This window comes from Microbacterium jepli, from assembly GCF_047237905.1.
GTDB lineage: Bacteria > Actinomycetota > Actinomycetes > Actinomycetales > Microbacteriaceae > Microbacterium.
This window is the reverse complement of sequence record NZ_JBDFLW010000005.1, coordinates 1,643,803-1,663,438: the sequence shown is the minus strand read 5'-3', so window position 1 is coordinate 1,663,438 and position 19,636 is coordinate 1,643,803. Positions and strand designations below refer to the sequence as shown.

At 70.1% G+C, this 19,636-nt stretch carries 20 protein-coding genes and 1 other RNA gene; 7 read left to right on the top strand and 14 right to left on the bottom strand.

Annotation, left to right across the window (positions count from 1 at the left end; genetic code table 11):
* Positions 1-8 precede the first annotated feature (8 nt).
* From ABC304_RS12070 to ABC304_RS12060, 3 genes are read left to right on the top strand one after another with little or no spacing between them, the layout of a single operon-like run.
* Complete coding sequence (locus ABC304_RS12070) at positions 9-527, top strand: DUF2243 domain-containing protein (RefSeq protein ID WP_412930945.1); 519 nt, start codon at positions 9-11, stop codon at positions 525-527.
* A complete protein-coding gene (locus ABC304_RS12065) occupies positions 524-1,426 on the top strand; it encodes a cytochrome c oxidase assembly protein (RefSeq protein WP_412930943.1) in 903 nt (300 codons plus the stop codon). The genes ABC304_RS12070 and ABC304_RS12065 overlap by 4 nt, the downstream gene beginning before the upstream one ends.
* Entirely contained in the window at positions 1,360-2,700 is a 1,341-nt protein-coding gene (locus ABC304_RS12060) for a flavin monoamine oxidase family protein (protein WP_412930941.1), read from the top strand. The genes ABC304_RS12065 and ABC304_RS12060 overlap by 67 nt, the downstream gene beginning before the upstream one ends.
* Before the next feature lie 50 nt (positions 2,701-2,750).
* On the opposite strand, the gene ABC304_RS12055 is transcribed toward ABC304_RS12060, so the two are convergent.
* The gene (locus ABC304_RS12055) at positions 2,751-4,751 is read right to left on the bottom strand and encodes an ABC1 kinase family protein (protein WP_412930939.1); all 2,001 of its coding nucleotides are present in this window, start codon (positions 4,749-4,751) and stop codon (positions 2,751-2,753) included.
* Between the two features lie 105 nt (positions 4,752-4,856).
* Here ABC304_RS12055 and ABC304_RS12050 point away from each other — a divergent pair, with 105 nt between their 5' ends.
* A complete protein-coding gene (locus ABC304_RS12050; RefSeq protein ID WP_412930937.1) occupies positions 4,857-5,303 on the top strand; it encodes a hypothetical protein in 447 nt (148 codons plus the stop codon).
* Between the two features lie 67 nt (positions 5,304-5,370).
* Here the strand turns inward: ABC304_RS12050 and ABC304_RS12045 are convergent, their stop codons facing one another.
* From ABC304_RS12045 to ABC304_RS12035, 3 genes are all read right to left on the bottom strand, one after another.
* Positions 5,371-5,529, bottom strand: coding sequence for a sigma factor-like helix-turn-helix DNA-binding protein (locus ABC304_RS12045; RefSeq protein ID WP_412930936.1), 159 nt, complete (start codon positions 5,527-5,529; stop codon positions 5,371-5,373).
* Positions 5,468-5,989 carry an RNA polymerase sigma factor gene (locus ABC304_RS12040; protein WP_412930935.1) on the bottom strand — a complete coding sequence of 174 codons (522 nt, stop codon included), beginning with the start codon at positions 5,987-5,989 and terminating at the stop codon, positions 5,468-5,470. Before ABC304_RS12040 ends, ABC304_RS12045 begins: the two co-directional genes overlap by 62 nt.
* A gap of 155 nt (positions 5,990-6,144) precedes the next feature.
* Positions 6,145-7,074: a helix-turn-helix transcriptional regulator gene (locus ABC304_RS12035; protein WP_412930933.1), complete on the bottom strand. Its 930-nt coding sequence runs from the start codon at positions 7,072-7,074 to the stop codon at positions 6,145-6,147.
* Positions 7,075-7,113: 39 nt separating this feature from the next.
* Here ABC304_RS12035 and ABC304_RS12030 point away from each other — a divergent pair, with 39 nt between their 5' ends.
* Positions 7,114-7,743 (top strand): GAF and ANTAR domain-containing protein, encoded by a 630-nt coding sequence (locus ABC304_RS12030; protein ID WP_412932933.1) that lies wholly within the window; start codon positions 7,114-7,116, stop codon positions 7,741-7,743.
* Between the two features lie 116 nt (positions 7,744-7,859).
* Here ABC304_RS12030 and ssrA read toward each other — a convergent pair.
* Positions 7,860-8,228, bottom strand: a transfer-messenger RNA (tmRNA) gene (gene ssrA, locus ABC304_RS12025).
* Positions 8,229-8,423: 195 nt separating this feature from the next.
* A complete protein-coding gene (locus tag ABC304_RS12020; protein ID WP_412930931.1) occupies positions 8,424-9,749 on the bottom strand; it encodes an HNH endonuclease signature motif containing protein in 1,326 nt (441 codons plus the stop codon).
* A 187-nt stretch (positions 9,750-9,936) separates the two neighbouring features.
* On the opposite strand from ABC304_RS12020, the gene dacB reads away from it, so the two are divergent.
* Positions 9,937-11,571 carry a D-alanyl-D-alanine carboxypeptidase/D-alanyl-D-alanine endopeptidase gene (dacB, locus tag ABC304_RS12015; protein ID WP_412930929.1) on the top strand — a complete coding sequence of 545 codons (1,635 nt, stop codon included), beginning with the start codon at positions 9,937-9,939 and terminating at the stop codon, positions 11,569-11,571.
* On the opposite strand, the gene ABC304_RS12010 is transcribed toward dacB, so the two are convergent.
* The 5 genes from ABC304_RS12010 to ABC304_RS11990 form a co-directional block, all read right to left on the bottom strand.
* The gene (locus ABC304_RS12010) at positions 11,565-13,094 is read right to left on the bottom strand and encodes an SPFH domain-containing protein (RefSeq protein ID WP_412930928.1); all 1,530 of its coding nucleotides are present in this window, start codon (positions 13,092-13,094) and stop codon (positions 11,565-11,567) included. The genes dacB and ABC304_RS12010 overlap by 7 nt on opposite strands.
* Before the next feature lie 228 nt (positions 13,095-13,322).
* Complete coding sequence (locus ABC304_RS12005) at positions 13,323-14,108, bottom strand: anti-sigma factor (RefSeq protein WP_412930927.1); 786 nt, start codon at positions 14,106-14,108, stop codon at positions 13,323-13,325.
* Positions 14,095-14,646: an RNA polymerase sigma factor gene (locus ABC304_RS12000; RefSeq protein ID WP_412930926.1), complete on the bottom strand. Its 552-nt coding sequence runs from the start codon at positions 14,644-14,646 to the stop codon at positions 14,095-14,097. The genes ABC304_RS12005 and ABC304_RS12000 overlap by 14 nt, the downstream gene beginning before the upstream one ends.
* A gap of 14 nt (positions 14,647-14,660) precedes the next feature.
* Positions 14,661-15,296: a class F sortase gene (locus tag ABC304_RS11995; protein ID WP_412930925.1), complete on the bottom strand. Its 636-nt coding sequence runs from the start codon at positions 15,294-15,296 to the stop codon at positions 14,661-14,663.
* A 117-nt stretch (positions 15,297-15,413) separates the two neighbouring features.
* Complete coding sequence (locus ABC304_RS11990; protein ID WP_412930924.1) at positions 15,414-16,238, bottom strand: DUF4397 domain-containing protein; 825 nt, start codon at positions 16,236-16,238, stop codon at positions 15,414-15,416.
* A 148-nt stretch (positions 16,239-16,386) separates the two neighbouring features.
* On the opposite strand from ABC304_RS11990, the gene ABC304_RS11985 reads away from it, so the two are divergent.
* Positions 16,387-17,058 (top strand): SIMPL domain-containing protein, encoded by a 672-nt coding sequence (locus ABC304_RS11985; protein ID WP_412930923.1) that lies wholly within the window; start codon positions 16,387-16,389, stop codon positions 17,056-17,058.
* A gap of 35 nt (positions 17,059-17,093) precedes the next feature.
* On the opposite strand, the gene smpB is transcribed toward ABC304_RS11985, so the two are convergent.
* The 3 genes from smpB to ftsE all read right to left on the bottom strand — a co-directional run bounded on the left by smpB (position 17,094) and on the right by ftsE (position 19,620).
* The gene (gene smpB / locus ABC304_RS11980) at positions 17,094-17,570 is read right to left on the bottom strand and encodes an SsrA-binding protein SmpB (protein ID WP_127095740.1); all 477 of its coding nucleotides are present in this window, start codon (positions 17,568-17,570) and stop codon (positions 17,094-17,096) included.
* Positions 17,571-17,662: 92 nt separating this feature from the next.
* Positions 17,663-18,580 (bottom strand): permease-like cell division protein FtsX, encoded by a 918-nt coding sequence (gene ftsX / locus ABC304_RS11975; protein WP_412930922.1) that lies wholly within the window; start codon positions 18,578-18,580, stop codon positions 17,663-17,665.
* The gene (gene ftsE / locus ABC304_RS11970) at positions 18,577-19,620 is read right to left on the bottom strand and encodes a cell division ATP-binding protein FtsE (protein ID WP_412930921.1); all 1,044 of its coding nucleotides are present in this window, start codon (positions 19,618-19,620) and stop codon (positions 18,577-18,579) included. The genes ftsX and ftsE overlap by 4 nt, the downstream gene beginning before the upstream one ends.
* Between the last annotated feature and the right edge of the window lie 16 nt (positions 19,621-19,636).

The window sequence follows — 19,636 nt, the reverse complement described above, 5'->3', positions numbered from 1 at the left end:
TGGAACCCATGTCTGCCTCCCCCTCGACGGAGACCCGCGGCGATCGGCCGGCGCCGGAGCGCGAGCGACGTCCCCACGCGAGCCGCAACGCCTGGTCCGGCATCCTGTTCGGCATCGGGCTCGTGGCCTTCGTGGACGAGACCATCTTCCATCAGCTGCTGCGCTGGCATCACTTCTACGACCGTGCGGGCATGCAGGTCGGGCTGATCTCCGACGGCATCTTCCATGCCGTGAGCTGGTTCGCGACGATCGGCGGACTCTTCCTCCTCGCCGATCTGCGCCGGCGCGGCGGACTGTCCTGGCTGCGCTGGAGCGGCGGCGTGCTCACCGGTGCGGGAGCCTTCCAGCTCTACGACGGCCTGGTGCAGCACAAGCTCTGGCGCATCCACCAGATCCGCGCGGTCGAGGACCTGCTCGCCTACGACATCGTGTGGAACGTCGTGGCCGCGCTGCTGCTCGTCGCCGGCGTCGTCCTCCTCATCCGGACGGGCCCAAGGCCCCGCCGCTGCGACACCACCGAGTGGTGATCGCGGCGGACGGTCACGCGCACGCCGGCGGCGGCGACGTCGGGTGGCTCTTCGCAGCAATCGCCGTGCTCGTCCTTACCGCGTACGCGGCCGGGATGATCCTGTCCGCCCGCCGTGGGCGTCCATGGCCCCGGACGCGCGCGCTGTGCGCCGTGCTCGGCGTCGCCGCCGCCGCGGCCGCCGTGGTGGGCCCCCTCGCCGACGCCGCGCACTCCGGGTTCGCCGCCCACATGCAGACCCACCTGCTGATCGGCATGGTCGCCCCGGTACTCCTCGTGCTGTCGGCGCCGGTCACGCTCGCGCTGCGGACGCTGTCAGTCGACCCCGCGCGTCGGCTCTCCCGCGTGCTGCGGAGCGCCCCCGCGCGATTCGTCTCCGCACCGCTCACGGCCCTTGTGTTCAGCGCCGGCGGACTCTGGGTGCTGTACTTCACGCCCCTCGTCTCGCTGATGCCGTCCGATCCCCTCGTCCACCTGCTCGTGCAGGCGCACCTCCTCGTCGCGGGGCTCCTGTTCGCATCGGCCGTGATCGGCATCGACCCGCGTCCCCACGGCCCGCGGTGGATGCTGCGCGCCGTCGTGCTGGCGCTGTCGATGGCCTCGCACTCGATACTCGCCAAGTACCTCTACGCCCACCCGCCGACCGGAGTCGCTGTCGACGACGCCCGCGCCGGAGCGGAGCTCATGTACTACGCGGGCGGGTGGGTCGAAGCATCCGTCGTGCTCGTCTTCTGCCTGCAGTGGTACCGGGCGACCGCCCGCGACGGTCGCGGCGCCGTGCGTGCGCCGGTAGCGTCGGAAAAGCGCCAAGTCGGCGCCGTCAGGGGGAATCGATGGAGCTCTTCGACACGGTCGTCGTGGGTGCGGGGGTCGCGGGTCTCGCCGCCGCCGCCCTCCTGAGCGACGCCGGACAGCGGGTCGTCGTGCTCGAGGCGCGCGACCGCGTCGGCGGCCGCGTCGTCACCGACCGCACCGGCGGCACGGCGACCGACCTGGGCGCGTCGTGGATCCATGGCGTCACCGACTCTCCCGTCGCTGCGACCGCCGCGGCTCTGGGCATGCGCATGGTCGAGTTCACGGTCGGCGGCTATCAGCCCGACAGTCGGCCCATCGCCCATTTCGGTCCGTCGGGAGAGCGACTGACGGATGCCGCGGCCCGCGCGTACGTCGCGGACATCCACACCGTCGACCAGGCCCTTGTCGAGGCGATCGCGGGGTCGGCCGCCGACGCGTCGTACCGCGACGTCACCGAAGAGGCTCTCGCGGAGCAGGGGTGGGACCCCGAGCGGACGCAGCGCGTGCGCGAGTACCTCGAGCACCGCGCGGAGGAGCAGTACGGCGCCTGGATCGAGGACCTCGCCGCGCACGGGCTCGACGACGACTCGATCGACGGCGACGAAGTGGTGTTCCCGGACGGATACGACGCGCTCCCCCGCGGTCTCGCGACGGGGCTCGACGTGCGTCTCGAGCACGTCGTGACGCGGGTGCAGCGGCTCGACGCCTCGAGCCCCGGTGGTGCCGTCACGGTCGTCACGGACCACGGATCGTTCGCGGCGGCGCAGGTCATCGCGACCGTTCCCGTCGGGGTGCTGCAGTCCGGCGACCTCGTGTTCGAACCGGCGCTGCCGCCGAGGCACGCAGCCGCACTGGGCCGACTCGCGATGAACGCCTTCGAGAAGGTCTTCCTCCGCTTCGCGGACGCCTTCTGGGACGACGAGGTCTACGTCATCCGCCAGCAGGGCGCCGACGGCGTGTGGTGGCATTCCTGGTACGACCTCACGCGCCTGCACGGCGAGCCGACGCTGCTCACCTTCGCCGCCGGCCCGGCGGCCGCCGAGACCCGGTCATGGAGCGACGCCGAGATCGTGGCATCCGTCATGACGCAGCTGAGACGACTCTACGGAGATCGCATCGCCGAGCCGGTGTCGGCCGTCGTCACGCGCTGGCAGGACGATCCGTTCGCGCGCGGGTCCTACGCCTACATGAAGCTCGGAGCGACCACGGCCGACCACGACGACCTCGCCGAGCCGGTGGACGGCGTGCTGCATCTCGCGGGCGAGGCCACCTGGACCGACGATCCGGCAACGGTCACCGCCGCGCTGTGCTCCGGCCACCGGGCCGCGGAGCGGGTGCTGGGGCGTGCCGTGCCGATCGATCGGCTCTGGACGCGCTGAGCCCGGGCACGACTGTCAGGGGCCTCGGCCGCCCGTCGACTGCCACGGCGTCAGCGGCGTGGGCCGACGAAGGTCTGACGCACCGCGCGCAGCAGCCCGAGGAAGCCGAAGAAGCCGATCACGGCGCCCAGCAGGTCGAACATGCCGACCTGTCCGACGAGCATCGGCCCGGTGTCACTGACGATCAGCACGACGGCGACCACCACGGCGGCGATCGAGACGATGGTGCCGACGACCAGTGACGTGGTGGACGTCAGGAACGCCCGCTCCGGCTCATCGAGCGACTTGACCCGGATCGCCAGGGTGCCGTTCTCGATGCCCGACAGCACCGCGTCGGCCCGATGCGGCAGCGTTCCGACCATCTCCGCCAGCACGGCGGCCCGCGCCTGCGCGCTCGTCGCCGCGCGTGGCAGCGACTGCACGCGGCGCAGCAGCTTCGGCACGAGCAGGAGCGCCTGGCGCATCATGTCGAAGCCCGGATCGATCACTTTGAGGCATCCCTCGAGGGTCGCGAGGCTGCGGAACGCCGCGGCGAGGTCGCCCGGCAGTCCGATCCGGTTCTCACGGATGACGTCGACCATGCGCGTGAAGATCGAGCCGCTGCCCGAGGGCCGGTACTGCTCCGAGGTGAGCACCACGCCGATGTCATGGCGGAAGGCGCCGACGTCGAGATCGGATGGCGCGTCGACGATGAGCAGCAGCGCGTCGGTGGCGGCCACGTCGTCCTCGCTCGCCGCCGCGAGCAGGAGCGCGGTGAGCCGCTGGCGCTGGCTGTGCTCGAGGATGCCGACGGCTCCGAAGTCGATGAGTCCGAGGGTGCCGTCCTCGCGCAGGATGGCGTTGCCGGGATGGAGGTCGGCGTGGAAGACCCCGTGCACCAGCATCTGCTCCACGACCGCGGCCATGAGACGGGCCGCCAGTGCGGTGCGTCGCTCGGTCGGCAGCGCGTCGAGCCGGTCGGCCGCGCGGCTGAGCGGGACGCCGTCCACGAGTTCCATCGTGAGGAGGCGCGCACTGGATGCCGCGGGGAACAGCCGCGGCACCGAGATGCCGATCGGCTCGTCGCCTGCAGAGATCTTCTCGAGCGATCGGCGGATCATCTCCGTGTTCGTGGCCTCGATGCGGTAGTCCAGCTCGTCCAGCAGCGACGTCGTGAATCCCCGTGCGACCGACTGCAGCCGGAGGTTGCGGCCGATGCGGGTGCGCGTCTCCGCCCGCTCGGCCAGCCGGAGGATGATGTCGACGTCGGCGGTCACCTGCGCCCGGGCCGTGGGTCGCTGCACCTTCACCACGACGGGAGTGCCGTCGACGAGCGTAGCCGTGTGGACCTGCGCGACGGATGCTGCGGCCAGCGGCACCTCGTCGATCGAGGCGAACACGGCGTCGACGTCGCCGGGCACCTCGGTGCGGATCACCTCGCGGATCTCCGCCCATTCCAGGGTCGTCGCGCTGGACTGCAGTGATCCGAGGGCGCTGATGTAGGGCTCGGGGATCATGTCGCGCCGGGTGGAGAGCACCTGCCCCAGCTTGACGAAGCTCACGCCCGACGCGTTTATCGCCTGCACGAGCGCCTGCGCGCGCTGCTGGCTCGTGGTGAGTTCATGTGCCGCGCGATTGGTGCCGGAGAACATCCAGCCGATGCCGTGACGCGAGGCGATCCCCACGATCTGCAGGTAGCGACGTGACCGTTTCGCGCGGCGACTGGCAGCGCGGATGAACGTGATCGGATTCGACAGCGGCCGCGTCGGGAAGATCGCCTCGAGCCCCACGAGGATCGCGACGCCCAGCGCGAAGATCCAGGCGAGCGCGATGATGACCAGGCCGATCGCGACGAAGGCGATCCGCGCGTCGTCGGTCTCGCCGCTGGGCGGGAGGATCGCGGCCTCGTCGACCACCCAGTTCGCGAAGGCGGGTCCTGTGAAGAACACGAGCAGCCCCACGATGATGCTCCGCGGCCAGCCGACAGGCGTCGCCAACGTGCGCCGGGCGACGAATCCGACGAGCAGAGCGGACAGCAGCGCGAGTACGACCGTCAGTACATCGGTGATCATCGGCATCCCCCTTGTGAGCAGGATAGGGACAGCGGGACGATCCCGTACACGGACGCCGCTCGGCGGTGGCCGGCCGATCACGCCCGAGCACCCATCGTGAACCTCATGCGCACCCATCGAGCTCTTCCTGCTCTCGCTGTCCTGCTCGCGGTCGGGGCGGCAGCCGTCGGCTGCGTCGCGGAGCAGCCCGCGGCGTCAGAGCCGACCCCGACCGCGTCCGCGCCGTCGCCTACGCGGACGACCACGCCCACGGTGTCGTCGACGCCCACCCCGACGCCGACCACACCCTCGGGACCCGACGTATCCACCGACAACGTGATCGACGTGGCCTGGGCGCCCATGGCGCCGGAGGACAGAGAGGCCGCCGAACAGGCTCTCCTCGACCAGGGCTGGGAGCGGGTCGACGTGGATGGGGTGGAGTATCTATCCGTCCCCGCGGATCCGACAACGTCCGATGCCGACTGGGTGAACTCGTTCCTCTTCACCGGCAGCGACGTGCGCTGGGCGCAGTACCAGGACGAGCACGACCTCATCCGTTCGGTCGCCGGCTGAGGGGGTCAGCTGCGGGCGGACGCCGCAGACAGCACGGCAGCGAGTTCTCGTCGTCCTCCGTCCGTCTTCAGCGCCAGTGCGACAACGTTGTCTCCATGAGCGACCGCGCACGGGCGAGCTGTCCGCGCACCACGCTGGTCGAGATCCCCAGCTCGACGGCGATGTCACGGTAGCTGGCCTCGTGCAGCTGGCGCAGCTCCCAGCAGCGACGCTGCAGCTCCGGCATCCGGTCCAGTACCGCGCGTGCCTCGATGGCCAGTGCGGAGCGCGCGCACACGGAAGCGGGGCCGTGCTCGGACTTCGACGGCGACGTCGCCGTCGAAGTCCGAGCGGTGGCGCTGCGCCGCGGACCGGAGTTGGCTGTAGCACTGCCGACGGACGGTCGTGAGGAGCCAGCCCGCGATCGTGCTGCCGTCTGTCAGCGTGTCCAGGTGTCGCCAGGCCGCGATGAAGGTGTCCTGCACCGCGTCGTCCACGTCGCTGGAACTGCGGAGGATGCGCGATGCCGTGGCGCGGAGCAGCGCTGTGTGCCGGCGCACGATGTCGTCGAACGCGCGGGCGTCGCCGGCCGCTGCGCGGAGGACGAGCATGCCGTCGGAATCGGGTTCCGCCAGGAGCGGTGCGGAGATGCGGACCGACGACATGCTGTGCGCATGCGTCTGGCCCGGGAGTGCGATGGCGCGCATGCGAGATCCGGTCTTCGAAGTATATGTACGCGAATACTTCGGAACGGAAATCGGAATAGGTGGAATGCCGCGTTCAATTTTGCGGGAGCAATAGGTATTGCATATCCATCACGCAGGTTGAGCGCCCGCGAATTGCCTCTCCGAAGGCGGACGCGTCAGCTCGCGGAGCGCTGCGTCTGAGACGGGTTCTGGCCGAACTCGTGCCGGTAGGCCGCAGCGAAACGCGACGGGTGCGCGAACCCCCAGCGCCGGCAGACGTCGGCCAGGGTCACCTCGCCGGATGGCGTCTGCGTGAGCTCATCACGGACCGCGTGCAGTCGCGCCAGGCGGAGATAACGCAGCGGTGTGGTCTGCAGGTGCCGGCGGAAGCCAGCATGGAGTGTGCGGGGTGGTACGCCGGCCGCTTCCGCTATCCGCGCGATGGTGAGCGGTTCCGACAGGTTCTCGTGGATGTACTCCGCGGCCCGTCTCACGGCGCGTGGCGCGACGGCCGAGCCGGGACTCACGCCGATCGGCTCGGTGAGGGCGAAGCACGTGAGGAGCGACGACACGACGAGTTCGGCCAGCAGCTCATCGTTCAGGGTGGATCCGCCGGAGATCGATGACGAGACGAGGTCGGCCGTCGCCGCCCATACTCGGCCGGCTTCGCCCGACCTGGCGGATGCCTGGTCGGGCCGCGGCTCCCTGAGCCTCTGACCGGACCCCTCCAGTAGCCGCAACGCGCCGTGCCGGAACCTGGCTCGGTCGACGATGATGAGCTCGACGTCGGAGGAGTCGAACTCGGCGATGGACCACCCGGCAGGTCGAAGGTAGGGCCCGCCCGTGTTCAGCCGATGGTCGTCGTATCTGATGCCGACCCGGCCGCTGTGCCGTCGCCCCGCCGCAACGTGATCGGGGTAGAGACCCGAAGTGCGGATGAGTCCCTGCACCCGCATCCGGGTACGCGTCAGCGGCCCGAGGTCCTCGCGGGAGTAGCGGAAACGGAACGGCCGTCCGTCACGATCTCCGGCGATCTGCAGGCCGGGGAAGGTGCGCACGAGGATCTCCCCTGCCTGGTCGACGTCTCTCGTGTCCACGGCGTCCACGCGCATCACCTTCCTGCACTCGTGCTCACGACCTTAGTCATGGGGAAGACGAACCGGCAGTGGAGTCCAGGCCGCACCGTCTTCTCATTCCGGGTCGATCACGATACGCCTGTTGACGACGTCCCTCGCGACGTCGTCGACCGTGCGGCCGGACAGATAGGCATGGGCCCCTGCGTCGAGGCGTACCGCACCGGCAAGCCTGTCTCGGTCGACAAGATCGCCGACGTGCACGATCGATGGCCCGTCTTCGAACGCGCGGCCATGGCCCAGGGCTTCCGCTCCATGCATGCCTTTCCGATGCGGCTCCGCGGTCAGACGATCGGTGCGATGAACCTCTTCAGCTACGCCGAAGGCGACCTCGACAGCGATGACATCGCCATCGCGCAGGCCCTCACCGACGTGGCCACGATCGGCGTTCTTCAGCAGCGCACGATAGAAGAGCACAAGAACGTCACCCAGCAGCTGCAGCAGGCTCTGGACAGCAGGGTCGTCGTCGAGCAGGCCGAAGGGGTCATCGCCGCGCAGCAGGGCGTCGACATGTCCCGCGCGTTCACCATCCTGCGCACGTACGCCCGATCCCATCAGACCAAGCTCGGTGACGTCGCCCGCCGGGTCGTCGACCGGACCCTGGTGCTCCCCCAGGGTGCTCCACCCACCGACTCCCCGTGACGGGCAGGTCACGTCGACTCGCCGGACACCGGCACCGGCACCGCCCGATGAGATGAGAAAGGGCCCGAGATCCGCACGTTCGCGCGGCTCTCGGGCCCCCTCCTGGTGACAGTGGTTGGTGGAGATGGGGGGAATCGAACCCCCGTCCATCACTGGGTCTCTGCGTTTTCTCCGGGCGCAGCCTGTGAAAGCGTTCTGCTCGGCTCCGACATTTGCCACAGGCATCCAAGTCGACAAGCCCAGTCTGGGAAGAGTCCCGCGTGACGTCCAGACGCCGTCACACAGCAAGTCCCCTAGATGACGCCGGAATCCGTAGCGGGAACACCTACGGTCCGACGGAGTTCAGGCTCGCTTATGCAGCGAGGGCGAACTCAGTGCGCTTAGCATTGGCACTTATTGTTTTGCAGAGATCGTTAACGAGATAACCCTGCATCCTCGGCCCGCTTCTCGCAGATTCGCAGGTGATGTCGAAACCGATCATCCCCGTGAGCCTTCGTGCGAAGGAGCCACCGTCACCCTGTGGAGTTGTCACTCGGAGAAGTATCTCCGAACACATCAGCATACAACGGATCGCGGCTCCGAGGAATTCCGCGCCCGCCCACCTCTGTGCGCTGTCGCGAAATCACCGCCGCGTGAAACCACCTCAGCCGATCCTCCGACTCCGCTCACTCCGCACGACGTCAGAACGGCGGTGGTGATCCGTCGTCCACAACTCGGAACGCCGGGACGCGCCGCTCCGGGTCGACGCGATAACGGCGGCCGGCCGGGGACGTCCACACCAGCGCTCCGCCACTCCCCTCGATCTGCTCGACGCACCATCGGCTGTGATGCTTCAGCGAGTGATGGCCCTTGCAGAGCGGTGCGAGATTATCGAGCGAAGTGACCCCGCCGTGCTCCCACGCGACGGTGTGGTCGATCTCGCAGCGGGAGGCGGGGATGCTGCATCCCGGCGCCATGCACGTCTCTGCCCGCCACTTCACCAGTCGTCGTAGAGACGCCGGCGGTGAGTACAGTTCGCGTCCCACGGACAGCACGACACCCGTCTCGGGGTGTGTCAGCACGCGCATCCAGTCCCGCGCTCCCCCGCACAGCTCTCGCGCCCGGTCGAGAGGGATCGGGCCGATGCCCTCGACGCTCGCCGGGCTCTCGTGGTGCTCGCCGGTCAGGAGCGAGAGCGCCGGCACCGTCACGGCGACGGTCGGCCTGATCCCTCGCGCCTCCGGCGGAAGCAACGCGGTGTCGCCGTCGATGAGGAGATCGCTCAGGACGTCCAGACGCAGCTGTTCGAGGGTGCGGCTTTCCGCCTCGCTCTTTGCCAGCACCCTGGCCGTCGCCGTGGCGCGGGCCATGATGGCGCGCGCCTCGACCGCCGGCATCCGGAGCAGCAGTTCGGCCATGCCGTCGGCCAGCGGCAGCACCCGGACGCACCGCTGCGCGACCGCCTGCTCGAACCGGTCGGCGATGTCCGCCGAACGCACCGCCTCGACGAGCGCTCGGAGGTGCCGGCGGAAGGTGCCGACCGCCTGCGACTCGGCGAGAGTGACAGCGCGAGGGACGAGGTCGTCGAGCAGCTCGGATTCGACGGTGTCGAGCGCGTCGACGAGCGCCGCCGCGTGTCCGGGAGTGATCCGCGCACCGGCGAGGGAGTCGAGCGCTGCCGGGTAGCGATTGACGAGCGCGTCGGCGCGCGCGATCATCGCGCCCGCCGCTGACTCCGTCACCGCAAGGGCGGCAGCGAGTTCCAGCCGCACCGCCCGCTCGGCGACATCGGTGAGCGTCAAGCCGTTGCGCGCCGCCTCCGCCAGCGCCTCACGGCGCATCGCGTCGATGCGCACGAACTGCTGCGCGGTCACGATCGACAGCAGGGACGCCGTCTCCACGACGAGGTCGAGCGCGTCGGGGATCGGCGGTTCGAACTCAGACGAAGAGCAGTCCGGCCAGTCCGGGCGCACGACGGGTTCGAGGAGGTTGTCCTCCTGGAACCCGCCATGCCCGTCGTCTGCCATGTCCTGACTTTAGAACATACCTCCGACATTCATTCCGCCGCGCCCGCACCCGAGCGCCACCACACCCGCGCACCTACCCGCACAGGCCACACGCGACCTGGATCCCTGGCGTCTCCCCCGCGGCATCCAGCAGAGTGATTCCCATCGCGCCGTCGACCGTGCACGGCGGCGCTCCCGAGGAGTGATCATGGCCCCGCATCCGTCTTCCACGTCCGTCGCCTCGCCCGCAGGCACCGGCGCACGACCGCTGCCTCGAGCCGCCGCCGGCCTCGCTCTCGTGGTCTCCGCAGCACTCATGACGTCGTGCTTCGGTGGCACCGCCGACACCGGCGTGCAGAGCGGTGCGCCCGCGACGGGTGACCTGCCCGACGCAGCGGTGCAGGTGATGGCCAAGCCGGAGTACGCCAACGCCGCCTGGCATATCGCGGTCTCCGATCTCGAGACGGGCACCGCGCTCGTCGACCTCGCCGGCGACGTCATGGCTGAACCCGCGTCCTTCACGAAGAGCTACAGCGTGGGCGCCGCGTGGCTGCGATGGGGTCCGGATCACACCGTCACCACGCCGGTGAAGCGCACCGGCGAGGTCACCGGGGGCGTGCTCGACGGCGATCTCGTGCTCGTCGGCAAGGGCGACCTGACGATGGGCGGCCGCACGAAGGCGGACGGCACCGTCGACTTCGCGAATTTCGACCACAACGACGCGAACCCGGTTCCCGGAGCGACCCTCACGCCCGAGGATCCGCTGACCGGTCTGAACGATCTCGCCGCGCAGGTGCGGGCGTCGGGCATCACCTCGGTGACGGGAGGCGTCACCGTCGACGATCGGCTCTTCCAGGGTCAGCTCGCCGGCGAGCCCATTACGCCGATCATCGTCAACCAGAACATCCTCGACGTGCTCATCACGCCGGGAGAGGCCGGAGCACCCGCCACAGTGGAGCTGACGCCCGCCGTCGCGCCGTGGGAGATCGTCAACCAGGTCACGACCGTCGCCGCCGGCGCCGACGCGAAGGTCGAAGACCCCGTCGCCGCGGCCCCGGGGCAGATCGTCGTGAGCGGTTCCGTCGCGGCCGGGTCGGCGCCGCAGCTCAAGACGTTCCTGCTGAAAGACCCGTCGACGTTCGCGCGCACCGCCTTCATCGAGGCGCTCGGCCGCGCCGGCGTCTCGGTCGCGGCCGATCCGCTCGCGGTCAACGACTCCTCCACGCTGCCCGAAACCGCGGCGGTCGACGCCCTTCCGGACGTCGCGCGACTGGTGTCTCTGCCGCTCTCGGAGGAGGCGACGTACGTCATGAAGATCAGCTACAACCGCGGCGCGCAGACGCTCATCTGCCTCCTGGCCGTGGACAGCGGCAAGAAGGACTGTGAGGACGGGCTCGGCGTCGCGGGCCGGCTGTGGGCGGATGCGGGACTCGACACGGACGGCGCCTCGCTCGTCGACGGCTCCGGCCTCGCCGGCAACTACATCACGGCCGCGAACGGCGTCGAGCTCCAGCGCATCATGGCCGCCCGTCCCGACGCCGACCAGTGGAAGAGCACCATGCCCGTCCTCGGCGTGGACGGGTCGCTGGAGAGCGTGCAGAAGGACTCCCCCGCCGCCGGCAAGGTCTTCGCGAAGACGGGCACGCTCGTCGGCGGCGACCTCATGAACGGCAGGACGCGGCTCAACACGAAGGCGCTCGGCGGAGTGATGGAGGCGAAGTCCGGCCGCCGGCTGGCGTTCGTGATCATCGTGAACCAGGGGTTCGTCGACGGGATCCAGGGCGTGCTGGCCGCCAACGACGACGTGGGAGCCGTCGCGGCGGCCATCCAGCAGGCCTACTGAGCGGATGCCGCGGGTGCGCCCTCACTCGACGGACCCGAGGTCGTGCTCGAAGCCGGGGACGACCCGGCTCCCTCCGCGATCCCGCGGCCGAGCGCCTGGCCCTGGATGATCGAGCCGAGGTCGAGCCCGGTCGCCGCACGCACGCTCTCGAACGTGGCGGTGAGGCTGGATGACTGCTCGCGAGCCAGGTGCGTACCGGCGGTGTCGCCGCCGACGAGCGTGATGCTGCCGACCTTCTCGTAGCCCTTGGCGAACTCCGCCATGAGCTGCGGCAGCTGGCCGATGACCTCGCGGGCGAGGATCGCGTCCTGGTTGGCGCGGAGGGCCTCCGCCTCGGCGGCGATGGCCTCGGCCGCTGCGTTTCCGCGCAGGCGCACCGACTCGGCTTCGGCTTCCGCCTTCAGCCGGACGGCGGTGGCCTCGGCCTCCGCCTGCACCCGCACCGCGGCGGCCTCGGCCGAGGCCGACGCCTCCCGCGCCTTGGCCTGGGCGTTCACCGCGTAGGCGTCGGCATCGGCGCGCTCCTGGGCGACCTTGCGGTCGGCCTCGGCGCTCTTCTGACGCTTGTAGGTCTCGGCGTCGGTGGCCGACTGCTGACGATATTTGTCGGCGTCCGCGGCGATCTGATCGCGGTACCTGTCGGCGTCGGCGACCTTCTTCACCTCCGCGTCCAGTCGCGCCTGCGTGTTGTTGGCCTCCTGCAGCAGGACGCCCTGCTCGGCCTCGGCACGGGCGAGGTTCTCGGCCTGCTCGGCCTGCGCGTTCGCGCGACCCACCTCGGACTTGGCCGCGGCGCTGTTCTTGTCGAGCGCGGTCTGCTCGATGAGGTTGGCCTCGTCGGCGGCGAGCTGGCGCTTCTTGACCTCGCGGAGCGCGTCGATCTCGGCCACGTCCGCCTCGCGCTTGACTCGCTGGACCTCCTTGGCGCCGAGCGCGGAGATGTAGTTGTTCTTGTCGGTGATCCCCTGGATCGCAAAGGAGTCGAGCACGAGACCCTGCGCGAGGAGATCGCCCGAGATGCCCTCGGCGATCTCGTCGCTGAGCTTCTGGCGGTCCTGCATGACCTGCTCCACCGTGAGCTTGGCGACGACGCCGCGCAGGGCGCCCTCCAGCTGCTCGGTGGTGAAGATGACGATCGCCTCGTCCTGGGAGGCGAAGCGCTCCGCCGCACGGCGCACCTGATCGGGCGTCGAGCCGATCTTGACGAGCGCGACACCCGTCAGGTCGATCGTGACACCGTTGATCGTCTGCGCGGTCGGCTCGAACTTGATCTGACGTGAGCGGAGCGACACCTTGTCGGAGCGCTGCGTGAGCTTGTTCACGAACGCGCCGCGACCGCTGATGACGGTCATCTTGTTGGCTTCGCCCTCGGTGCTGTCGCGGGCCTTCTTACCGACGATGACGATGGCCTCGTCGGCCTTCGGCACCTGATACCAGGCGCGGAACAGGATGAAGCCGATCAGGAGGATCAGCAGGACGACAGCGGCGGCGACGCCGATGCCGATGAGCGCGAACAGGTCCATGGGGTGGTGTCTCCTCAATGGGGGCGCCGCCGGATGCGAGCCGATATATCGAACCTATGCGTTCACGATGATGATCGCCTCACCGTGACGTCGGCCGCAGCGGAATCGTCGGTGCCCGCACGACGGCGCGGTCGCCGACGCGGTCGGCGCGGACGGCCCGACCCGAGCCGTCCGCGCCGACCGCCGTCAGCCGCGCGCCGACCGCCGTCTGCCGGAGGCCGACCGCCGTCAGCCGAAGCTGAGCTGGCCTCTCACGATGGAGTCGCCGGAGTGCGTGGGATCGCCGTCCACCGGCTCGTCGGAGATGTCCACGAGCACGTAGCGGTTGAGATCGACGCCGGACGGGATGGTGAAGGTCCCCTCGTCGCCGTCGAGCACTCCGAGGCTGACCAGTGCGGTCGCGTCCGCGGTGATGAGCCACACCTCGCGATAGCCGTTCGGATCGTTCGGGGCGTTCAGCGTGACGGTGACCGTGTCGGCGCCGTCGCTGTCGCGGTCGACGACCGCGGTGCCGCTGGCGCCGGGGTGATCGGGGAACGCATCCAGCGCGGCCTGGGCGACCGGCGTCGGCGCGAGCTGACGCACCACGGCCCACGTGCCCGCGCCGACGCCCAGAACGAGGACGACGGCGGCGGCCAGGATCCACTGCGCGCGGAACACCGGGCGCCGTCCGCCGCCCCGGCGCGATCGTCGCGTCGCGGTGTCGGCTACCGGGGCCGGGCCAGGCTCGGGCCGCGCCGGGGCCTCGGTCGTCGCCGACGCGGCGGCCGCAGCATCCGTTCGCACCTCGTCGCTCAGCTGGAGCTCGTCGGCGATGCGCGTCCAGACGATCGGTGCCGGCGTGTCGAGCTCGCCCACGTCGATGGTCGCGCGTCCCACGTCCACGGCGTGGCGCAGACGCGAGAGCTCCTCCCGGCAGCCCGGGCAGTCCTCGATGTGCGCGCGCTCCTCGGGCGACGCGACGGACTCGCCCATCGCCATCAGGGCGAGGATCTCGGATTCAGGATGCGACATGGTTCACCTCCAGACGTGTCTTCAGTCGAAGCAGACTTCGGCGGATATGGCTCTTCACCGTTCCGAGCGGCATCTCCAGGCGGTCGGAGATCTCCTGGTGGGTGAGATCGTCGAAGAACGCCAGGCGCATGACGCGCTGCGCGTCGGGCTCCAGACGCTCGAGCTCCCCCGCGACCAGTATCGTCTCGCCGAGGTCGATCTCCGGTCCTTGGACCTCGTCGACCAGGGCCGTGCGCTGCAGCTCCTCGTGCAGGGCACGGATGCGGGCGCGCGCCTCGTGCGTGTCGGCGATGCGCCTTTTCGCGATCGCGATCAGCCACGTTGACAGCTTGGCCTTCGAGGGGTCGAAGGACGAGCGCGATGTCCACGCCGACACGAAGGTCTTCTGCGTCGCGTCCTCGGCATCGCTGCGATCTCCGAGCGACCGCATCGCGAAGGTGTACACGACCGGCGACCAGCGCCGGTAGATCTCCGCCAGCGCCCGCTCGTCCCCAGCGCGGAACCGCGCGTCGAGGGCGGACTCCGCTGCGTCATCCATGGGCTCGTCTCCGCTCACGACATCGGCGTCGCTACCAGGACGACGTTATCGCGGTAGTGACCGGTGGACGCGTCGAACTCTCCCCCGCAGGTCACCAGCACCAGCGAGGCGGGGCCGGTGCGCGCGAAGAGCATGTCGGTGTCGAGGTCGGTCTTGGCGTAGTACGTCACCGTCTGCACCGCCCAACGCGACTCGACGCCCGCGGCGGACGTCACGCGCACCTCGGCGCCTTCGGGAGCGTCCCGCAGCGACGCGAAGGGGCCGATCGGGTAGTCGGGCGAGTCGATGTGGGCCGCGATGACCGTGTTGCCGGAACCGGTGCTGGGCTCGGGGCCGAAACGGTACCAGCCGCCGATCGCAGGGTCGTCGGGGATCTCCATGAATCCCGTGCCGTCGACGCCGACGGGGACGATCGGCACATCGATTCCCAGCGCTTCGATGACCACTTCGGCGGGCGGATCGGATGCTGCGACCGGGGCCGCCGTGGCGGCCGTCCGCGGCACGTCCACCGTCGCCGTGGGCCGTGTGGTCGGCGTGGCCGTCGGGGTCGGGGCGGCTGTCTCCACGGGCGCCTGGGCGGCCGGCGGCGCCGGCGTCGAGCAGCCCGCGAGGAGCAGGACGACAAGGGCGAGGGGAAGGAAGCGTTTCACCGGATACCTCGGGAGGAATGCCGGCCGCGGATCACCTGAGCGAGCGATCCGCGGCCGAACTCTGTGGACGACGCGGGTCGCGGGCCACGCTGGGGGACGTGGCCCGCGACCGCACGATCAGGACTCGACGCGGCGGCGGCGCACCAGCACCGTCGTGGCGGCACCGGCCGCCAGGACGAGCGCGGAGCCCGTCAGCCAGAGAGCCTGGTTCTGCGCGTCGCGCTGCGCGGCGTAGCCTGCGGTGCCGGAGGGCACGCCACCCGGGTTCGAGTGAGCCGTCGGGATCTCCTGCACGGCGAGGGCGAGGTTGCCGTCGGTGGCGCTGCCCCACGCGTAGACGACGGTCAGAGTGCCGTCCTTGATCGTGACGTCTGCCGGGCCGATCACCGGGTCGGTGGTTCCGGCCAGCGCGACGGCGGCCGAGACCGTGCCGGCGGGCAGGTTCAACGTCGCCTCGTTCGGGTTCTCGAGCATCTGCACGACCGGCGAGCCGCCCGCGAGCACGTCGACGGCGGGAGCCGCGGCCGTGTGGCGGACGGTCAGGCGGCCTTCGCCGGCCTTGGTCGCGCTGAGGTCGTTGGTGAAGGCGTTGAGGGCCGGGTTGCCCGACGCGTCCAGGTTGGCCACGGCGGTGTAGCTGGTGTTCGCGGCGAGGTTCAGCGTGACGGGGCCGAGCAGCGGTGCGCTGGCGTCGGCCGCGTCTGCGGCGGTGACGGCGACCACGTGCTCGCCGGCGGGCACGTCGAGCGGTCCGGCGAGGGTGCCGGGCGTGAAGTCATCGAGGGTGAGGGAGCCGTCCACGTAGACGTCGACGGTGAGGCCGGGGATGGCGTGCAGGACCGACAGGTCTGCAGAGGACGACGAGATGGCGTTGGCGGGCAGGGCGACGCCGGCGGCCAGCACGATGCCGGCTGCGAGACCGGCGGTGAGAGTCTTTCGCACGATTTCCTCCTTGACGGGGGGCGGGGGGTCCGCCCGTGTTGTGGAGTTGTTCCGGCGCTTGTCGCCGCCTGGATGCACCCGCGTGGAAAAAGTTCCTGCGCTCGTGCGTCCGTTCGCAGCCACGTGACCACCGCGTAGAGTGCGCGGTATGGCCGACGTCATCATCACCGTCCGCGGTGAGCACGAGACCCGCATCGCGCCCGAGCGGGGCATCGCCCGCATCACCGTGCGCGGAGAAGGACCGGAGCGGGCCCCCGTGCTCGAGCGTGTCGCCGCCCTCGCACTCCCCCTCCGCGACGATCTCGCCGCGCGGCAGGCCGCCGGCACGATCGTCGAGTGGTCGAGCGGCCGCGCCGCCGTCTGGTCCGACCGCCCGTGGAACGCCGACGGCACCCGCCTCGCTCCCGTGCACTACGCCACGATCGACATCTCGGCGACGTTCTCCGACGTGGCGGCACTGTCGGCGTGGCTCTCCGACGTCGCGGAGCGTGACGGCGTGCAGGTCGGCGGTGTGGACTGGATCCTCACCCCGACCACCCGCGCCGCGCGCGAGCAGGAGGTCGCGACCGAGGCCGTCCAGGTGGCGGTCGCGCGAGCCACCGCCTACGCGCGGGCCATCGGCCGCGAGACGGTCACCCCCGTTCAGATCGCCGACGTCGGGCTGCTCGGCGGCGGCGACGCCCCGGGAATGCCCGCGTCGCCGAAGATGATGCGCGCCGCCTTCGCGGCGATGGACGCGTCGTCAGGACCGGCGATGCAGTTCCAGCCCGAGGACATCACCCTGACCGCGGCCGTCGAGGCCCGCTTCACCGCAAGCTGAGGGCACGGTCGCGCTCGCCGATCGGCGAAGACGCGCTACTCGCCGAGGCGGTTCTTCGAGCGCATCGCGCGCTCGGCCTCGCGCTTGTCCTGTCGCTCGCGAAGGGTCTGGCGCTTGTCCCACTCGTGCTTGCCCTTGGCGATGGCGATCTCGACCTTGGCGCGTCCGTCGGAGAAGTAGAGCTTCAGCGGGATGAGCGTGTACCCGCCGGCGGACACCGCGTGGGAGAGCTTGATGATCTCCTCCTTGTGGAGGAGGAGCTTGCGGGTGCGCTTGGTCGAGTGATTCGTCCAGTGGCCCTGCGAGTACTCGGGAATGTGGACGGCGTCGAGGAACGCCTGCCCGCCGTCGATGTAGGCGTAGCCGTCCGACAGGTTCGCGCGGCCCTGCCGCAGCGACTTCACCTCGGTGCCGGTGAGCACGAGGCCCGCCTCGTACGACTTCTCGATGTTGTACTCGTGGCGCGCGCGACGGTTGGTCGCGATGACCTTCTCGCCGCGTTCCCTGGGCATGTCGTACCGTTCCGTGAGCTGTTGCGATGACGCCGCGCGAGCACGCGGCAGCCCATCAGTCTATCAGCGGGCGCGGGCCCTCGGCGAAGCCGTCACGCCCGCAGCCAGCGGCGGATGGCGAATCCGGCGGAGATCGCCGCCAGCACCACGCCGATGACGATGATCACCGGAATGACGACCCACGCGTCGCTCATGCCGATCCACGTCGTGACGAAGTCGATCCGCTCCCGCAGGTACTGGTTCACCCCGAAGTGCACGATCGCCACGACCGCACCCGACGCGAGCACCGAGCCGATGAAGGCCGCGAAGACGCCCTCGAGGATGAACGGGGTCTGGATGAACCGATTGGATGCCCCGACCAGGCGCATGATGCCGATCTCCCGACGTCGCGCGAAGGCCGACAAGCGGATCGTGGTCGCGATGAGGAGGACGGCCGCGACGAGCATGAGACCGGCGATGCCGACGGCGATGTAGGTGGCGACGGTCAACGCCGAGAACAGCGGTTCGAGGTACTGGAGCTGGTCCTTGACCTCCTCTACGCCGGCCTGGCCCGCGAACGCCTCGATGATGACGTCTGACTGCCGCTGGTCGACGAGGTTGATGGAGAACGATTCGTTGAACTGCTCCGGCGAGAGCACGTCCGCGTAGTCCTCGGGGAACAGCTGGAGGGCGTTGTTGTACGCCTCCTCCTGCGTCTCGAAGCGCGAGTCGCGGATGAGCGGGGCGATCGCGGCGCTGTCGAGCTTGGCCTGCACCTCGGCGACCTGTTCAGGAGTGGCGGCCTGCCCTGCGGTGCAGGTGGTCGCCGTCGACACCGGCGCGCACATGTACACCGTCACCTGGGCGCGATCGGCCCAGTAGTCGCGCATGATGCCGATCTGCATCTGCATGAGGATCGCGGCGCCCACGAAGGTGAGCGAGACGAAGGTCACGAGGATGATCGAGATCACCATCGACGCGTTGCGGCGGAGGCCGGAGAGCGCCTCCCCCAGGATCAGACGGAACCTCACGAGGTCGGCCCCACTTCTTCTTCGGGTTCGTCCTCGCCGAGGCCCAGCCGGTCGGCGACCCCCAGCTCGGTGACGTCGAGTTCCGCGGCATCGATGACGGGAAGGGACTGCGTGGTCGGGGCCTCGGTGCGCGCGAGCGCGGCCTCCAGAGCGGTGGCCTGGGCCGCGGCATCCGCTGCCCCTGCCTCGTGGAGGACCGTGCCCACCGCCTCCTCGGCGGCGACGACGGCCGCGTCGACGGCGGCGGGCTCGAGCTGGCCGGCATCGACCTCGCGGGCGACCTCGAGCACGGCGGTCAGGGCGGCGATCGCCGCGGCGCCCTTCTCGGGCTCCGGGGCGAGGCTCGGCAGGCCGGAGGTGTCGCCGTAGCCGCCGCGGCGCTCGTCGCGCACGAGAACGCCGTCGCTGAGCTCGATCACCCGGCGCTGCATCTGGTCGACGAAGCCGGCCTCGTGCGTGGCCATGACCACCGTCGTGCCGTTGGCGTTGATGCGCGCGAGCAGCTGCATGATGTCGACGGACGTGCCGGGGTCGAGGTTTCCGGTCGGCTCGTCGGCGAGGAGCACCTGCGGGCGGTTGGCCAGCGCACGTGCGATGGCGACGCGCTGCTGCTCACCACCGGAGAGCTCGTGCGGGAACCGCTTCTCCTTGCCGTCGAGCCCGACAAGGGCGAGCACCTCGGGGACGGCCTGACGGATGAAGCCGCTCGAGGACCCGATGACCTGCAGCGTGAAGGCCACGTTCTGGAACACCGTCTTGTTCGGCAGGAGGCGGAAGTCCTGGAAGACCGCGCCGATGTGGCGGCGGAAGTACGGCACCTTGCGGTTGGAGAGCGAGCGCATGTCGCGGCCGAGCACGACCACGCGTCCGTCGCTCGGCGTCTCCTCGCGGAGGATCATCCGGAGGCACGAGGATTTGCCGGAGCCGGACGCGCCGACGAGGAAGACGAACTCGCCCCGGAGCACCTCGAAGTCGACCTCGCTCAGGGCGGGGCGGGAGGTGCCGCGATAGCGCTTCGTGACGTTCTCGAACCTGATCATGGCTCTGAGAGCCTAA

Coding starts and splice junctions, on each gene's coding strand:
- ABC304_RS12050 (WP_412930937.1), top strand. CDS start 4,857: ATGCGCACCCATCGAGCTCTTCCTGCTCTCGCTGTCCTGCTCGCGGTC.
- ABC304_RS12045 (WP_412930936.1), bottom strand. CDS start 5,529: ATGCCGGAGCTGCAGCGTCGCTGCTGGGAGCTGCGCCAGCTGCACGAG.
- ABC304_RS12010 (WP_412930928.1), bottom strand. CDS start 13,094: ATGGACCTGTTCGCGCTCATCGGCATCGGCGTCGCCGCCGCTGTCGTC.
- ABC304_RS12040 (WP_412930935.1), bottom strand. CDS start 5,989: ATGCGCGCCATCGCACTCCCGGGCCAGACGCATGCGCACAGCATGTCG.
- dacB (WP_412930929.1), top strand. CDS start 9,937: ATGGCCCCGCATCCGTCTTCCACGTCCGTCGCCTCGCCCGCAGGCACC.
- ABC304_RS12020 (WP_412930931.1), bottom strand. CDS start 9,749: ATGGCAGACGACGGGCATGGCGGGTTCCAGGAGGACAACCTCCTCGAA.
- ABC304_RS12005 (WP_412930927.1), bottom strand. CDS start 14,108: ATGTCGCATCCTGAATCCGAGATCCTCGCCCTGATGGCGATGGGCGAG.
- smpB (WP_127095740.1), bottom strand. CDS start 17,570: ATGCCCAGGGAACGCGGCGAGAAGGTCATCGCGACCAACCGTCGCGCG.
- ABC304_RS12070 (WP_412930945.1), top strand. CDS start 9: ATGTCTGCCTCCCCCTCGACGGAGACCCGCGGCGATCGGCCGGCGCCG.
- ABC304_RS12030 (WP_412932933.1), top strand. CDS start 7,114: ATGGGGAAGACGAACCGGCAGTGGAGTCCAGGCCGCACCGTCTTCTCA.
- ABC304_RS12055 (WP_412930939.1), bottom strand. CDS start 4,751: ATGATCACCGATGTACTGACGGTCGTACTCGCGCTGCTGTCCGCTCTG.
- ABC304_RS12000 (WP_412930926.1), bottom strand. CDS start 14,646: ATGGATGACGCAGCGGAGTCCGCCCTCGACGCGCGGTTCCGCGCTGGG.
- ABC304_RS12060 (WP_412930941.1), top strand. CDS start 1,360: ATGGAGCTCTTCGACACGGTCGTCGTGGGTGCGGGGGTCGCGGGTCTC.
- ABC304_RS11985 (WP_412930923.1), top strand. CDS start 16,387: ATGGCCGACGTCATCATCACCGTCCGCGGTGAGCACGAGACCCGCATC.
- ftsE (WP_412930921.1), bottom strand. CDS start 19,620: ATGATCAGGTTCGAGAACGTCACGAAGCGCTATCGCGGCACCTCCCGC.